This window comes from Bradyrhizobium sp. SZCCHNRI1009 (assembly GCF_032487575.1).
Lineage (GTDB): Bacteria > Pseudomonadota > Alphaproteobacteria > Rhizobiales > Xanthobacteraceae > Bradyrhizobium.
In genome coordinates this window covers 108,480-123,848 of record NZ_JAUEUL010000002.1, presented here as the reverse complement: position 1 = coordinate 123,848, position 15,369 = coordinate 108,480, and the positions used below count along the sequence as shown (strand labels likewise).

Annotated in this window: 13 protein-coding genes; 4 read left to right on the top strand and 9 right to left on the bottom strand. The window is 65.2% G+C overall.

Annotation, left to right across the window (positions count from 1 at the left end):
- Nucleotides 1-239 precede the first annotated feature (239 nt).
- The gene (locus tag QX010_RS04120; protein ID WP_316177810.1) at nt 240-1,832 is read left to right on the top strand and encodes an ATP-binding protein; all 1,593 of its coding nucleotides are present in this window, start codon (nt 240-242) and stop codon (nt 1,830-1,832) included.
- Between the two features lie 816 nt (nt 1,833-2,648).
- Here QX010_RS04120 and QX010_RS04115 read toward each other — a convergent pair.
- Complete coding sequence (locus QX010_RS04115) at nt 2,649-3,764, bottom strand: PAS domain S-box protein (RefSeq protein ID WP_316177808.1); 1,116 nt, start codon at nt 3,762-3,764, stop codon at nt 2,649-2,651.
- A gap of 324 nt (nt 3,765-4,088) precedes the next feature.
- Here QX010_RS04115 and QX010_RS04110 point away from each other — a divergent pair, with 324 nt between their 5' ends.
- The gene (locus QX010_RS04110; RefSeq protein ID WP_315805772.1) at nt 4,089-5,768 is read left to right on the top strand and encodes a PAS domain-containing methyl-accepting chemotaxis protein; all 1,680 of its coding nucleotides are present in this window, start codon (nt 4,089-4,091) and stop codon (nt 5,766-5,768) included.
- 45 nt (nt 5,769-5,813) lie between these two features.
- Here the strand turns inward: QX010_RS04110 and QX010_RS04105 are convergent, their stop codons facing one another.
- Nucleotides 5,814-6,992, bottom strand: coding sequence for a cytochrome P450 (locus QX010_RS04105; protein ID WP_316177806.1), 1,179 nt, complete (start codon nt 6,990-6,992; stop codon nt 5,814-5,816).
- Nucleotides 6,993-7,078: 86 nt separating this feature from the next.
- A complete protein-coding gene (locus tag QX010_RS04100) occupies nt 7,079-7,870 on the bottom strand; it encodes a helix-turn-helix transcriptional regulator (protein ID WP_316177804.1) in 792 nt (263 codons plus the stop codon).
- A gap of 180 nt (nt 7,871-8,050) precedes the next feature.
- Here QX010_RS04100 and QX010_RS04095 point away from each other — a divergent pair, with 180 nt between their 5' ends.
- Nucleotides 8,051-9,196, top strand: a complete 1,146-nt coding sequence (locus tag QX010_RS04095) for an ABC transporter substrate-binding protein (RefSeq protein ID WP_316177803.1) — start codon at nt 8,051-8,053, stop codon at nt 9,194-9,196.
- Between the two features lie 126 nt (nt 9,197-9,322).
- Here QX010_RS04095 and QX010_RS04090 read toward each other — a convergent pair whose 3' ends face one another.
- The 5 genes from QX010_RS04090 to QX010_RS04070 all read right to left on the bottom strand — a co-directional run bounded on the left by QX010_RS04090 (nt 9,323) and on the right by QX010_RS04070 (nt 14,121).
- Complete coding sequence (locus tag QX010_RS04090; RefSeq protein WP_316177801.1) at nt 9,323-10,957, bottom strand: GMC family oxidoreductase; 1,635 nt, start codon at nt 10,955-10,957, stop codon at nt 9,323-9,325.
- Nucleotides 10,958-11,020: 63 nt separating this feature from the next.
- Nucleotides 11,021-11,614, bottom strand: a complete 594-nt coding sequence (locus QX010_RS04085; protein WP_315805777.1) for a GNAT family protein — start codon at nt 11,612-11,614, stop codon at nt 11,021-11,023.
- A 186-nt stretch (nt 11,615-11,800) separates the two neighbouring features.
- Nucleotides 11,801-12,727: an SMP-30/gluconolactonase/LRE family protein gene (locus QX010_RS04080; protein ID WP_316177800.1), complete on the bottom strand. Its 927-nt coding sequence runs from the start codon at nt 12,725-12,727 to the stop codon at nt 11,801-11,803.
- 148 nt (nt 12,728-12,875) lie between these two features.
- Complete coding sequence (locus tag QX010_RS04075) at nt 12,876-13,745, bottom strand: GyrI-like domain-containing protein (RefSeq protein WP_410051919.1); 870 nt, start codon at nt 13,743-13,745, stop codon at nt 12,876-12,878.
- Between the two features lie 49 nt (nt 13,746-13,794).
- Entirely contained in the window at nt 13,795-14,121 is a 327-nt protein-coding gene (locus QX010_RS04070) for a hypothetical protein (protein WP_316178441.1), read from the bottom strand.
- A 185-nt stretch (nt 14,122-14,306) separates the two neighbouring features.
- On the opposite strand from QX010_RS04070, the gene QX010_RS04065 reads away from it, so the two are divergent.
- Entirely contained in the window at nt 14,307-14,579 is a 273-nt protein-coding gene (locus tag QX010_RS04065; RefSeq protein ID WP_315805780.1) for a hypothetical protein, read from the top strand.
- Nucleotides 14,580-14,602: 23 nt separating this feature from the next.
- Here the strand turns inward: QX010_RS04065 and QX010_RS04060 are convergent, their stop codons facing one another.
- Nucleotides 14,603-15,079 (bottom strand): HXXEE domain-containing protein, encoded by a 477-nt coding sequence (locus QX010_RS04060; RefSeq protein ID WP_316177796.1) that lies wholly within the window; start codon nt 15,077-15,079, stop codon nt 14,603-14,605.
- Nucleotides 15,080-15,369: the final 290 nt, after the last annotated feature.

Genomic DNA, 15,369 nt, shown 5'->3' with positions numbered 1-15,369 from the left:
AGCGGCTTAGGTCGGCGCGTTAACAACCGCGTGACCGGGCGGTAAAGGATGTGTGGCAGGCTTTTGACGCCGCGCGGCGGAGCGGCATTCGCGGCGAGGGCGCCCTGCCGCGATGCACGTCGAAGCCGCCATTGCCCTTGCACCCGAGACGAAAAGCTGAATGATCCGTTCGGGTTGCGACGACGACAGACCGGGCGAGCCCGGATTTGGCGGGTTGCGTTGTTGAGGATGGTTTGCATATGCCGACGTTGACGGTGCAAGCGGCGGGTCTGGAGGGCGCGGTGGCATGGACATGGCTGCAGGTCGTGTCCAACGGACTGATCGCCAGCGCCTTCTTCACCATCGCCTTCGTCGTCGGCACGTTCCTGCGGCGGCGCTGGCGCGACGTCATGTTCCGCGGCATCGTCGGGGCGCTTGCGACCTTCGTGGCCGTCGTCGGGGTCACCCGCCTGCTCGCGATCGTCGATCTCTGGGTGCCGACCTCGACCATCACGGACATCATCAACGTCTTTCTCGGCGTCACCTCGATCGGAATCATCGTCATCATGATCAAGATGCTGCCTCAGCTTCTGGTCCTGCCGACGCGCATCACCTTGCAGAAAGCCTATGCGCAGCTCGAGGAGGAGATCCGGCAGCGCCGCGCCGCGGAAGCGATGGTGCGGCGATTCCAGGAAATCGAGGCCAACGAGGCCCAGGTCCGTCAGGCGCAGAAGATGGAGGCGATCGGCCAGCTCACCGGCGGCGTCGCGCACGACTTCAACAACATCCTGACCGTCATCACCGGGACGATCGAGATCCTTGCCGACGCCGTCAAGGACAAGCCCCAGCTCGCCGGCATCGCCGGCATGATCAGCGCCGCCGCCGAGCGCGGCGCCGATCTGACCCGGCATCTGCTCGCCTTCTCGCGCCGCCAGCCGCTGCAGCCGCGCGCCACCGACATCAATGCACTCATCGTCGAGGCCGGCCGCCTGCTGCGGCCGACCCTCGGCGAGCAGATCGAGATCGAATCGATGCTGGCCCATGACAGCGCGCCGGCGCTGATCGATCCGAGCCAGCTCTCGACCGCGATCCTCAACCTCGCGCTCAACGCCCGCGACGCGATGCCGGACGGCGGCAAGCTGACCCTGGAGACCAAGAACGTCACGCTCGACGAGCACTATGCGCAGTTGAACCGCGACGCCAAGCCCGGCAGCTACGTCATGATCGCGGTCAGCGACACCGGCCAGGGCATTCCCGGCCCGCTGCTCGACAAGGTGTTCGAGCCGTTCTTCACCACCAAGGACGTCGGCAAGGGCTCGGGCCTCGGGCTCAGCATGGTCTATGGCTTCGTCAAGCAGTCGAACGGCCACGTCAAGATCTACAGCGAGGAAGGCCACGGCACCACCGTGAAGCTCTATCTGCCGCGGGCCGCGGGCGCGCCGGAGCTGCCTGCCGCCGACACGGCACGTCCGGCGGTGGCGCGCGGCGGCGAGACCATTCTGATCGTCGAGGACGATGCGCTGGTGCGGGACTACGTGGTCGCGCAGGTGCGGCGGCTCGGCTATCGCACGCTCGCCGCCAGCAACGCCGCCGAGGGCCTGGCGCTGATCGACAATCCGGAACGCATCGACCTGCTGTTCACCGACGTCATCATTCCAGGCGGCATGAACGGCCGCCAGCTCGCGATCGAGGCCGAGAAGCGCCGTCCCGGACTGAAGGTGCTCTACACATCGGGCTACACGGAGAACGCGATCGTGCATCATGGCCGGCTCGATGCCGACGTGCTGCTGCTGGCGAAGCCGTATATGAGCGCCGATCTCGCGCGCATGATCAGGACGGCGCTGGAAGCGTGAGGCGAACCGCGATGGTGGCGCCGGTCGGTCGATGTCTCGCTTGCCAGAGCTCGCGCGTCACAACCGGTGTCGTCCCGGCCCTGCGCCGGGACCCATAGCCACCGGCCATGGTGGTGAAGCGAGATCGATCCACCAGCGTGCCTCACACATCTTCCTGGGGTTATGGGTCCCTGTGCAAGGCCGGGACGACGGCTGAGATCGCGGTTGGCGCCTTCCATCACACTGTGCCCGAGACAACCCATAAAGACGCGACGCCGCCTTCCCGCCGCCCATGAGGCGCAGGTGATGCGGCAATCATGTCCCTCCTGAAAATCGAGAGGGCGCGAGGAAGGCCGGACCTCGGCTGAGGCCCGTGGCCCGCCTGCTCAAAAGAATGCAGGCGGCAGGTACCACAGGTACAGCCGGACAGACCCGGCCTTCCCCGCGCGATGGTTTTACGGTGTCCTTCGTGCTCTCCCTGGGGATCGGCGTTCTTGCCCCCATTTTGCAACAACGCGCCTTTGGCGCGTTGCGCAGACCTCAGCGTCGAGAGGCCAGGACCACACGACTTCGCCGTCCGTCACGACTGCACTCGTCTGGCACAGCCGTCACGTCCATCGCAGCCCGCCTCCACGTTCGTGACGACGCGTACGTCCCTCTGCTCGAGGCGGGATGGGCAAGACCATCGTCCTGATTTGCCCGACGACGCAAGCCGGCGCGGCTGCGGCAAACTAACTCGACGGGCATTTCGCGCATACGAAGCATGCGGAGATTGCCCGTCGGGCACATCTGGCCGGCGCTCCATCCAGATGTGAAGCCGTGAAGATCGGCTGACAATCAGCGGACGGACGGAGCAGCGGCGGCTTCCCCCCGCGCCGCAAGCGGCAATGACGCCTGCCTCAGACTTTCCGACGGCGTCTCACCGTAGATCTTTCGATACTCCCTGGCGAAATGCCCGGGATTGCTGAAGCCACATCGCAAGGCGATCGACGTCACCGTGTCACCTGCTTTCGCATCGTACAGCAAGCGGTGCGCATGTTGGATTCGCGTCAGCTTGATCTTCTCGGCCAAGGAGACGCCGCTCTTCGCGAAGTACTGATAGAGCGTGCGAGGGCTGACGCCGTAGCGAACCGCGAGCTGCTGGATCGATATCTTCTGATCCCAGTTCGTCTCAATGTGTTCCAGGATCCTGCGAATGGACTCCGGCACCTGGCGATCGCGATCGAGATGATCCGTGGTGACGTCGATCGTCGCACCGACGAGATGGGTTCGTCCGTCGGACGGGCTGTAGACAGAGGTCGCCATGCCACGGACCCAGCGCACCGTACCGGCTTTGCCAAGCACCCGGTAGTCGCGCGTATAGCCGGTTCGCTTCATGATCGCACGACGGATGACCTGCGCGAGCCCGTTCCGATCCTCGGGATGCACGTGGCACAACATGTCGCGCAGCGACGATGGCGACGCCGGCGGAAAATCTCCCTTGGAATCGTCTGCATCGACGATCAGATTGAACGTCGACAGCCCAGCGAGCTTCTCCGCGGCCGCAAGCTGTTCTTCCAGGATCCTGGTTGTCGTGATGTCCTCGACTACGGCGCAGAACCACTTCAGGCGACCCCTGGCGTCCCTGACCGGATTGACGGTCACGCGTCCCCACACGATGCTTCCGTCCGGCCGGAGATAGCGCTTGTCGAGCTGATAGGTCGCGATCTCGCCTGCAAGCAGCTTGTCGTGCTGCAGCCGATTGCGCTCCCGGTCCTCTGGATGCGTCAGATCCACAAAGGTCAGCCCACTGGTCTTGAGCTGCTCCAGCGTGTATCCGACGATCCGGCAGCATTCGGCGTTCGCAAACCGGATATGTCCCGTTGCACTGTCGACGATCGAGATGCCGATGCCGAGGCTGTCGAGAAACACCCTCGGCACCGCGATGACTTCGGCAATGTCCTTCCCTGGCATGTCGAAGCCGATACCATCCAATCCGGATGGAGCCTAGCGCCGAGGATCATGTCGATCTTGATCTAAGGCAATCCCGGCCCTGCGACACCTGAACACGCCCCGCAGATTCACGGCCATTCCTGCACAATCAGAACATCGCTGCAGATTGCTGCCTAACCGAATCTTACTGACGAGCTGTTAGATTGAATAAAGCCCCCGGGAATTTACGGGAATCATCGAGTTCAGGAATGATCGCAGTCAGCGCCGTCTCCGGATCGCGGCAACTGCCGCGTGATCACGAGCATGTGCACATCGCTGACGTGATCGCTTGCACAGGAGACCATCATGTTTGGCCGCAAGAACAACGCTGCATCCCTGGCCGCCCTGGCCGCAAACGCGATCACCGCGAAGGTGATGGTCGCTGACGACAAGCTCAACATCGTCTACATGAACGAGGCGGTAAGGGCGCTGATGCGTGAGGCGGAGGCCGATCTCAAGACGCAATTGCCGAACTTCCGCGTCGACGGACTCATCGGCACCAACATCGACGTGTTCCACAAGGACCCGACGCACCAGCGCCGCATGCTGCAGGCCCTTACCTCCGAGCACCGGGCCACCATCAAGATCGGCAAGTGGACGTTCGATCTGGTCGCGCAGCCCTTGAAACACCCGGATGGAACCCGCGCCGGAACGGTCGTCGAGTGGTCCGACGCGAGCGTGCGGCTGCAGAACCTCGACTACAGCGCCCAGGTCGCGGCAATCGGCCGATCACAGGCCGTGATCGAATTCAACCTGGACGGCACGATCGTCACCGCCAACGACAACTTTCTGCATGCGCTTGGCTACAGCCTGCCGGAGATCCAAGGCAAGCATCACAGCATCTTCGTTTCGCCGCAGGAGCGCGACAGTGCCGGCTATCGCGAGTTCTGGGCCGCCCTGAACCGCGGCGAATACCAGGCCGCAGAATACAAGCGGATCGGAAAGGGCGGCAAGGAGGTCTGGATTCAGGCGTCCTATAATCCGGTGTTCGATCAGAACGGAAAGCCCTTCAAGGTCGTCAAGTTCGCCACCGACGTGACCGCCCAGAAGCTTCGGAATGCCGATCTCGCCGGACAGATCGCCGCCATCAGCAAATCGCAGGCCGTGATCGAGTTCGAACTGGACGGCACCATCATCAACGCCAACGACAATTTCCTGCAGGCGCTCGGCTATACGCTGTCCGAGATCAAGGGCCGTCACCATTCGATGTTCGTCGATCCGTCGGAGCGCGACAGTCCGGCCTATCGCAACTTCTGGGCCGCCCTGAACCGCGGCGAATATCAGGCATCGGAATACAAGCGGATCGGCAAGGGCGGCCGCGAGGTCTGGATTCAGGCCTCCTACAATCCAATCCTCGACCTCAACGGCAAGCCGTTCAAGGTCGTGAAATACGCCACCGACGTCACCAAGCAGGTGCTGGTGCGGATGGGCAATGAGCGCGTTCGCGGCATGATGGAGTCCGTCGCAGCGGGTGCCGAGGAGTTGAACGCCTCGGTGCGCGAGATTTCCGAGGCCATGACCAAGTCGCGCGAGACCGCCATGGGGGCGGCTGACCGGGTCGCCTCAGCCGATTCGCAAGCCAAGCGGTTGAGCGAGGCGACACAGGCGATGAGCGGCATCGTCGAACTGATCGGCAACATCACCGGGCAGATCAACCTGCTGGCGCTCAATGCCACGATCGAATCGGCGCGCGCCGGCGATGCCGGCCGCGGCTTTGCCGTGGTCGCGTCGGAGGTCAAGAATCTCGCCACGCAGGCCAAGGCCGCCACCGACAAGATCGGCGCGGAGATCTCCGGACTGAACGGGATCTCCAGCGAGGTCGTGAATGCGCTGAACGCGATCAAGGTCGAGATCCAGAACGTCAGCGAATACGTCACCTCGACCGCCGCCGCCGTCGAGGAGCAGAGCACGGTCACCGGCGAGATGTCGTCCAGCATGCAGCGCGCAGCCGCAGAGGCGCAGGCGATCGCAGCAGGCAGGGCGTAGAGACCGCCCGAGCGCGGCGCTTCCCCGCGAGGGCCGCGGCCAGGATCAATCCCGCGTCGCGTCCCAGGTCACCGGCAGATTGAGCAGACCGCGAAACGCCCAGCCGCCGATGCGCACCGGCTCGGTGTCACGCAGGCGCAGGTCCTTGAGCCGCGCGAACAGCGTCGGCAGCGCGACGTCGGCGATCATCGCGCGCGAGGCCCAGGCGCCCGCGCAGAAATGCGGGCCTGCGCCGAAGGCGATGCTCTTGGAGACGTCGCGGCGGATGTCGAAGCGATCGGGATCGGTGAAATGCGCCTCGTCGCGGTTGGCCGAGCCGAACATCAGGAACACGCGCTCCTCCGGCTCGAAGGCGACGTCGCGGATGCTCCATGGCCTGGCGATCCGCCGCGGCGACATGCCGATCGGCGAGATCCAGCGGGCATATTCCTCGAACACCTGGAGCCAGCGCACCTCGCCAGTGATGGCCAGCGCGAGCTGCTCGGGATGCGTCAGCAGCGCCCACACCGTGCCAGCGATCGCGTCGCGCGGTTCGTTCTGGCCGCCCGAGATGGCGAGCTTGATGTTGGCGCGGATGCTCTCCATCGGCATTTGCGCGGCGAGCATCACGCCAAGCAGGCTCTGGTTCGGGGTCTTCTCCAGCACCGGCAGCATGTCGTCGATCGCGGCATCGATGCCGGCGGTCGCGGCGTTGCAACGCGCCTCGACCGCGGGATCGCCGGTGTAGTTGGCGATGCCGTCGATCATCGCCTGCGACCACGCATTCATGTCCTGGAAGCGCATGTTGGTGAGGCCGGTGATCAGCTTCAGGCACTCGGCCGAGAACGGCAGAGCGAAATCGCCGACGAGATCGACATCCGTGGCCGGATCGAGCGCATCGATCAGCCGGTCGGCGTGCGCCTGGAACTGCGCCAGCCAGTGCACGCGCACGGCGCGCGGCGACACCGCCGGCGCGATCGCCTGACGCTCCGCCATGTGCGCCGCGCCGTCCTTGCGCATCATGTTGTGGCCCATCAGCCGGTTCATCAGTCCCTGCGGCTGATGCGAGCTGAAGACGTCGATCTGTTTTTCGGAGACGAAGATGTCGTCGCGCCGGCACAGCAGCGTGCTGCCGAGCTGCGGCACGAACGCGATCGGCGCCTCCTGGCGCATGCGCGCCAGCGCCGGATAGGGATCTGCCCAGAACGCGGCGGGATCGATGTCGAAATGCGGTGCTGTGCTCACTCTCGGTCTCCGGTCTGACGGCGCAGGCTAGCCGCACGCTCCGGCAACGTCTGTCCCGGTGATGGGTGACAGCAGGCGGGCCCCGCTCAGTTCAGCGGATGCGCTGTCGCCATCAGCCGAAGGGCGATCGCGAAAAGCTCGTTTTGCGAGGCGATGCCGACCTTCTCATACGCGCGCTTGCGATAGGTGAAGACGGAGTTGAGGGCGATGCCGAGATCCCCGGCAATCGCCTCGGAGGTGAAGCCTTCAAGGATGCGACGGCAGACGTCCTTCTCCCGCGCGGTCAGCACCGACAGCGGACCGCCGGCGGCGAACAGCAAGGCAAATTTGTCGGCGGGATCCAGCGCGGCGGCGCGAGCCTGGCAGTGCCGGGCGACGATGGCAGCCACGACCGGGGCGACGGCGGTGATGCGCTCGCGCTCGTCCGGCGCGAAGCCGCCTTGCGCCGCCGTGCGATAGAAATTCACATAGGTGCAGTGATCGCCGACCCAGATCGCGGTGGCGGCCTTGTCGACGATCTCGGAATCCTCGAAGAACAGCTTGCGGTAGCCCTTCGGGTACATGCGGCGTGCGAAGTTCGGCAGCAGGATGTGGCGCGCGTCTCCGCGCGCGCGAAAGATCGCCTCCCGGTTCGGATCGGCGGTGTGGAAATGCTCCGAATAGGCCGCGCCGAGGTCGGGCCCGATCGCGATGTTGCCCGTGCTGAGCAGGCAGCGCGCCGAGCGCTGGTTCTCGAAGGTGAACACCATGCAGTGACCGACATCGGCAACGATGCGCAACGCCTCGATCAGGACTTGCGGAAACGCGGGCTGTCCGATCGCGAGCACCATCGCGCCGACGGCGCCGGCCGCCTCGATGCCAGGCTCCTGAGCCTCCATGCGTTCCTCCCGGATCTTTTTGTTCGCCGAAACCTAGCAGCAACCCGCCTCGGCTGGAAGCGCCGCGCCCCGCGTCACCAACCACGGGGACAGACACGGGGCTGCCGGTCCGGCTACGCTCATCGGCCAAGGTCTCGGCCAGTCAACGCGCCGAGCACGCTCAACGGGGGAGGATACGCGATGAGAGCCGCGCTCACGGCGATCGGAATTGCTGCAACGATGGCTTTCGGCTCGCCCGCGCGCGCCGACATCAAGGTCGGTATCGTGGTGTCCGCAACCGGGCCGGGCTCCGCGCTCGGCCAGCCGCAGATCAAGGCGGTGGCGGCGCTGCCGAAGGAGATCGGCGGCGAGAAGATCGTCTACATCGCGCTCGACGACGAATCCGACAGCGTGAAGGGATTGCAGAACGCGCGCCGGCTGGTGATCCAGGACGGAGTCGACGTCATCATCGGCTCGTCGCTGACGCCGGTGACCATGCCGATGCTCGACGTCGCGCTCGAAAGCAGGACGCCGCTGCTGTCGCTGGCGGCCTCGACCGCGATCGTGCAGCCGATGGACGACAAGCGCAAATGGGCGTTCAAGGTCGTGCCCAATGACGACATCATGGCGGCGGCCATGCTCAAATACATCGCCAAGAGCGGGGTGAAGACGCTCGGCTTCATCGGCGTGTCCGACGGCTATGGCGAGGGCTATTATCAGGAGGTGAGCAAGCTGGCGCCGAAGCTCGGCATCACCGTCACCACCCACGAGGTCTATGCGCGCGGCGACACCAGCGCGGCCGGCCAGGCGCTGAAGGTGATCGCAACCAATCCGGATGCGGTGTTCATCGCCTCGGCCGGCACGCCCGCGGTGCTGCCGCAGCAGGCGCTGCGCGAGCGCGGCTATGCCGGCAAGATCTTCCAGACCCACGGCGTGGCAACGCAGGAGTTCATCAAGCTCGGCAGGGAGACTGTCGAGGGCGCGATCTTCGCCGGCGAGGCGTTCTCGATCGCCGACGATCTGGCGCCCGAGGATCCGTTCCGCCGCGCCCACGATGCGTTCGTCTCCGCCTATCAGGCCGCCAATGGCGACAAGCCCAACATTTTTGCCGCGCATCTGTGGGACACCGCAACCCTGCTCAAGGGCGCCATTCCCGGCGCACTGAAGGCCGCCAAGCCCGGCACGCCGGAATTCCGCGCCGCGCTGCGCGACGAACTCGAGCGCGGCAAGGATATCTATCTCAACAACGGCCTTTCCAACATGAGCCCGACCGACCACAACGGCTACGACGAACGCTCGGCGTTCCTGATCAAGGTCGAGGGCGGGAGGTTCAGGCTGGTGAAGTAGTCGGGCTCGCGATCGGAAGCATAGTCTGCCGCGCAGGCGCTGCACGCCCCTCCCCCTTGCGGGGAGGGGGGCGCACTGGTCGTGCGGCACGACACTGGCTCGAACGATAAGCGGCGACGGCCCCAACTACGCCGACAAACTCTCCGGCACCGGCGCCTTGCCCAGAATCAGGTCCGCCGCCTTGTCGCCGATCATCAAGGTCGCGGCATTGAGGTTGGCGGAGATCATGCGCGGCATGATCGAGGCGTCGGCGACGCGCAGGCCCGAGAGGCCGTGGACGCGGAGCTGGTCGTCGACCGTGGCCCAGGTCGAGTCCGCCGGGCCCATCCGGCAGGAGCAGCCGGGATGGAAGGTGGTGGTGGCGCGCTGCGTCGCCGCGGCCAGGAACTCGTCGTCGCTGTTCACCTTCGGTCCCGGAAAATCCTCGTAGGCGTAATACGGCGCGAGCGGCGCCGAGGCCAGCAGCCGGCGCGCCAGCTTCATGCCGGCGACGACGACGCGGCGGTCGAGCTCGGCGGTGAGGTAGTTGGTCTGGATCAGCGGTGGCGCGAACGGATCGGCCGAGCGCAGCCGCACATGGCCGCGGCTCTCGGGGCGCTGCTGCCAGGACGCCACCGTCATGCCGGGCTCGTCCTCGAGCTGGCCCTGCACGCCCTCCTTGTAGCTCGCCGGCGTGAAGGTGAGCTGCAGGTCGGAGCTTTCGGCGGTCTCGCCGGAATGCCAGAAGCAGTAGACCATGGTCGGCGACAGCGACAGGATGCCGCGCCGCGTCACCGCCCATTTCAGCGCCTCGCCCCACAGATTGAGGCCGCGCGCGAGCTCGTTGACGGTCTTGATGTTCTTGACACGCGCCACCGTGCGGGGTGCGTAATGGTCCTGCAGGCCCTCGCCGACGCTTCGGAGTGCATGACGCACCTCGATGCCGTGCTCCTGCAGCAGCTCGGGCGCGCCGATGCCGGAGAGCTGCAAGAGCTGCGGCGAATTATAGGCACCACCGGACAGGATCACCTCTTTACGCGCGCGCACCTCGACCGGCACGCCGCCGCGCCCGCCGCGATGATAGCGCACGCCGACCGCGCGTTTGCCTTCCAGCACAACGCCGGTGGCATGGGCGTGGGTGCGAACCTCGACGTTCGGCCGCTTGCTGGCCGGACGCAGGAATGCGGTCGCCGACGACACGCGGCGGCCGTTCTGGATGGTGCGCTGGACGTAGGAGACGCCTTCCTGGATCGCGCCGTTGTAGTCCGGGTTGCGCGGGATGCCGAGCGAGACAGCGCCATCCATGAAGGCCTCGCACAGCGTGTCCTTCCACTCCATGGTGGTCACGATGAGGTTGCCGTCGCGGCCGCGATACTGGTCCTCGCCGGCGCCGATGCGCTTCTCCATGCGCTTGAAATTCGGCAGCACGTCGGAATAGCTCCAGCCGCGATTGCCCATCTGCGCCCAGGTGTCGAAGTCCTGGCGCTGGCCGCGATTGTAGACATGGCCGTTGATCGACGAGGAGCCGCCGAGCGTCTTGCCGCGCGGCGCGTAGATGCTGCGCCCGGCCGTGTAGGGCCCCGGCTCCTGCTGATAACCCCAGTTGATGCTCTTCATGTAGAAGGTCTTGATGAAGCCGGCCGGCAGATGGATGTAGGGATGCCAGTCGCGCGGCCCCGCCTCCAGCACGCACACCGTGACCTCAGGGTCCTCGCTGAGGCGGCTCGCCAGCACGCAGCCGGCGGAGCCGGCGCCCACGATCACATAGTCGAAGGTATCCATCTGGTCGTTCGTCCCGGTCTCATCGTCATCAGCCGCGCGAGGCGGCAAGCGGCCATAGCGCGGTCAGCGCGGCTTGTCATTCAATTGGTAGTCGAGATGCGCCTTCACGGTCGGCCATTCGGCTGCGGTGATGCTGTAGACGACGGTATCCCGCAGCGTGCCGTTCGGCGCGATCTGGTGGCTGCGCAAAATGCCGTCCTGCCTGGCGCCGAGCCGCTCGATGGCGCGGCGGCTCTGGTGGTTGAAGAAATGGGTGCGGAACTCGACCGCGATGCAGTCCATGGCCTCGAAAGCATGCGCCAGCAAGAGCCGCTTGCACTGGGTGTTGAGCGCACTGCGCTGCACCCGTTTCGCATACCAGGTCGAGCCGATCTCGACGCGACGGTTGGCGGCATCGACGTTCATGTAGGTGGTCATACCGGCAACGCGGCCGTCGGCATCGAGCACCGTGAACGGCAGCATGCTGCCGGCCGCGAGCAGGCCGAGCCGGCGCTCGATCTCCCTGGCCATGGTCTCGGGTTTCGGAACTGCGGTGTACCACAGCTTCCACAATTCGCCGTCACTGACGGCCTCGACCAGCGCATCGTGATGGTCCGCCGACAGCGGCAGAAGGCTCGCATGCGGGCCGCGAAGGGTGACTGGTTCAAGAAAGGGCATCAAAGACTCCTTCCCCTCATCCCGAGGAGCAGCGCGCAAGCGCTGCGTCTCGAAGGATGAGGCCACGATGGAGGCCTCATGGTTCGAGACGCGCCTGCGGCGCTCCTCACCATGAGGAGCAATTCCGACGACGTTCCAGCCAGCTGGTTATCACCGGCGCGCCGTGATGACGATGCCCAGCCGCATTCACTTGTTCAGAAAATTCAGCGGCAGGCCCTGCCGGGGCCAGTCCATCGCCACCAGCTCGCCCCGGCCCGACAGCGTGATGTAGGCCGTCTTCAGCTCGGGGCCGCCGAAGGCGATGTTCGTCGTGACGCGGTCGCCGGTCGGGACCTGCTCGACCAGCGTGCCGTCCGGCGCGATCACGCTGATGCAGCCGGAGATCAGCGTCGCGACGCAGACATTGCCGTTCGCTTCGACCGCGAGCGAGTCGAACATCTGGTAGCCGCCGAGGCCGCAGATCGGCCGGCCGCGCTCACCACGATAGATCACCTCGCGCGGCTTGACGGTGCCTGGCTCCGGAACGTCGTAGGCCCAGAGACGCGCGGTCGGCGTCTCCGCGATGTAGACGGTCTTCTCGTCCGGCGAGAGCCCGATGCCGTTGGCGGGCAGAATGCCGTGGACGGCCTCGACGATCTCGCTCATGCCGGGCTTGAGGTAATAGAACGCGCCGACATCCATGTCGCGGGCGCGGCGCTTGCCGAGGTCCGAGAACCACAGGCCACCGTGACGGTCGAACACCAGATCGTTCGGCCCGCGCAGCGCGTGCTCGCCGCAGCGGCTGACGACGGTCTCGATCCTGCCGCTCTGCAGATCGACGCGCTGGATCGAGCCGCCGAGATAGTCCTCGGGCTGCGGGCCCGGCATGATCATCTTGCCAGTCGGAATCCAGGAGAAACCGCCATTGTTGCAGATGTAGATCTTGCCGTCGGGCCCCAGCGCCGCGCCATTCGGCCCCCCCGGAATCTGCGCCACGATCTCCTTGCGGCCGTCGGGAAACACCCGCGTCAGGCGCTTTCCGCGGATCTCGACCAGCACCACCGAGCCGTCGGGCATCACCACGGGCCCTTCCGGAAATTCCAGATCGGTGGCGAGCACGCGCATGTCGGACATCGGACGACCTCCCGCTTTCGTCGCCGCGCCGCGGCGCATTGTTGTTAGGCGTGAGGTTATCGCAAACGTGCCGCTGCTTGCCAAGCAATCGGCAGGGTCCGGCGCCGCAGGGCTGGCCTGCAGCGTCTCGACACAATTCGGGACCGCCTCAGCGAATCACCGGAACCCAGATCTCGAAGCCGCCATCACCGGTCCTGGAATCGAAGCGCTGATCGTAGCGTTCGAAATTTGGTGCATCGGCGACCGTGCAGCCCGATTGCGGCAGCCAGTGATTCCAGATCGTGCTGACGGTGCGACGGATGGTCGAGACGTGGCCCGGATGGGCGAACACGGCAAAGGTGGCCGCGGGAATCCGAACCTTGGCGAAGCTGCGCGGCAGGTTGGAGAAGTCGGCTACCGCGACGCCTGCGATATAGCCGAAGTTTCCGGCGTCGTCACCGTTGCAGCAGACGCCGTAAGCGACGTCGCCGACGCGCGCCGGGATATCCTGCTCGACCAGGTGGAAGCGCTGCCAGAGCGCCGGAATGCCGGCCCCGTTGTCATGGCTGAAGCGCTCGGCCACACCGGCAACGAGCAGCGGCTTGGCCGTGACGAAACGTGGTGCGGCGAGATCGGCGAGCGGAGTCTGGTCCATCATGATCGGCTCCTGAAGCGACAGGCCATCGAGGCGTGAGCTGGCGCGCACCGATTCCGGCGTGACGCCGAACTGGTCGCGGAACGCGCGCGTGAACGCTTCGTGGGAGCCGTAGTCGGCCTCGAGCGCGAGACTGAGAATGTCCGGCGCTCCCGAGGCCAGAGCCCGTGCCGCCTCGCTGAGACGGCGCAGCCTGACATAGCGCATCACCGAGACGCCGGTCGCCGCCGCGAACGCGCGCACGATGTGGAAGCGCGACACGCCGGCAATGGCAGCGACATCATCCAACGTCAACGGCGCCGACAGATGGCTCTCGATGAACCAGAGCGCCCTCTCGGCCGGGTTGTTGGACACGCGCCTCTCCTTGTCGAAGCGGCCGATCATGCGCGCGGACGTCCTCGTGCGCTTGATCGTTATTGCGCTGCGGACCGTGCTATTTGCCGGCCGGCTTCGCCGGCGCCGCGTCCTTGGCGCCCGGCGCATCGGCCTTCTTCCTCAGTTCGTCCGCAAGCTTCGCCTGCGACGCCTTCAGTTCGTCGATCAGGCCCTGCTGCGAGATCAGCGCAGCCTTCAGCGCCTGGATCTGCCGATTCGCCGCATCGAGCTTCTGCTGCTGATCGAGCGCTTGCTTGGTCATCGTCTTCTGCAGGAAATCGATGTTGCTCTGCAGACATGATGTCCGACGATCCATCGCCTTTTCTGCAGTGCATATCTCGATGCCCGGAATATCCTGCGCATGTCCGGCAGAACTCACACACATCGCGAGCACACTCGCGGCAAAAATGATTCCCGCGGCAACGATTCTTCGCATCACAATTTTCTCATTGGCTTGCCCAACACATGATTTTGCGTGGAACTGACGGAGTTTCCTGATTGATACCATACTGAGACCTCAATCGCGCATTGAAGTTCCGGCCGGGACCCGTTTTTAGGGAGATGGACAGAATGGCTACGCGCGAAAAACGGCTGGCGCAATTCGACGGCAGCGGTGAGCCGCCGCCCGGACAGACGGTCGAGGTGCTGTGCGAGGATCACAGCGGCACCTACCAACTACCGTTCCCCTGTTTCTACATTGATGGCAAATGGCACAACAAGGAATCCGGCGGCGCGCTCGAAGCCACCGTCATCGGCTGGCGCTTCCCACGCTCGCGATTTGACGAGCGCAATGGACGCCGTCCGCAGCCGAGCTTCGTTGCCGATCGCGCTTCGTCTTATTGATCATGCCGGGCCCTGAGTTCTGCTCAGGGCCGGTCTTGCCGAAAATATGGTTTCGAACGCAGATTGAGCATCACGACCGGATAGGCCATCAGCAGCGCGCCGGCGACGACCGCGAGGACAGCCGTTCCAACGTCGAGCAGACCGTCGCCCCACGCCCGCCGCCACATTGCAATGGCAATCGGAAAGAACAGAATCAGCGCCGTCGCCAGCCCCGGCGAGAATCTGCCTCCGCTGCGCAGGAACGGCAGAATGTGAAAGAAGATGGCGTTGATGATCATCAGCGCCGCGTAGGTGAGCGCGGCCGGCGGCCATGTCTCGGCAAGCTCCGCCTGCACCGCGCCGAGCACGACAACCAGCGCGTTCGTCACGTAGAAGTCGCTCCACTCGACCGGCAGCTTCATCACCGTACGCGCCCAATTGCGCCAATCGAACGTGTATTCCTCGAGAATATGCGCGCCGTAGGCCGCGAGCGCGAGCCAAGCCAATGTGGTCAAGGTCATGATCGATGCTCCCCTTGCGGGTGATGGACCGGCACCAGACCGGTCGCAAGGGGCAATGTGGAGCACCAAGGCGCGAGACAGGCAGCGCGCGTGCCGTGTGTCAAAACGCGACGGCGCTGCCTTGCAGTCTTAATCCTTGGAACGCTGCCGGAACGAATCGCGTCCGAATCGGACGCCGCATCTGGTGCGCGATCCGTTCACGCTAGATGTCGGACACATCGGAGACGACCCACCACATCGTGAGGAGACGCCTCCGGCCGCTTGCCGCAACCGGATGCCAAAGACTAACG